The organism is Loigolactobacillus rennini DSM 20253, assembly GCF_001436505.1.
In the GTDB taxonomy this organism is placed as follows: Bacteria; Bacillota; Bacilli; order Lactobacillales; family Lactobacillaceae; genus Loigolactobacillus; species Loigolactobacillus rennini.
The window spans coordinates 1-431 of sequence record NZ_AYYI01000098.1; the positions used below are offsets into that span (position 1 = coordinate 1).

The window sequence follows — 431 nt, forward strand, 5'->3', positions numbered from 1 at the left end:
ACAATAATCGGCCGCCGCAACAGGCGCGGTTCTGCGCAAAGCATAGCCAGTGTGTCGTTTAAAGACATGTTAGGTAGCTGTGCTGCAATTTTAGGATAAGCCCGCGATCGGGTGGAGATAATGTCGTCAATTCCGTTTTCGGTTAAGCTGAGAATGTGTTTTAATTCAGCAGGAGTGGGCGCAACATTGGTCATGTTTTGTTCTTCAAATTGGACTTCGTGGTCCCGTAACCATTGGCGCGCTTTCCGGGAAGAGTTACAACTAGTTTGGGTAAATAATTTAATCATGAGCAGATCCTCCTTTGCCTCATCAGCATTAAAAGTTATCATATCAATAATGTATAATTTATTATAAGGAGGAGTCGACCCAAGCGTAAATGACTTTCACGAACAAAACGGAGAAAAGTCACACTTTCTTCAAATGTTACTTAT

Annotated in this window: 1 protein-coding gene; it reads right to left on the bottom strand. The window is 42.2% G+C overall.

The window, feature by feature from the left end:
* A partial coding sequence (locus FC24_RS10305; RefSeq protein ID WP_057874778.1) for a Spx/MgsR family RNA polymerase-binding regulatory protein occupies nucleotides 1-287 on the bottom strand: 287 nt, incomplete at its 3' end.
* Nucleotides 288-431: the final 144 nt, after the last annotated feature.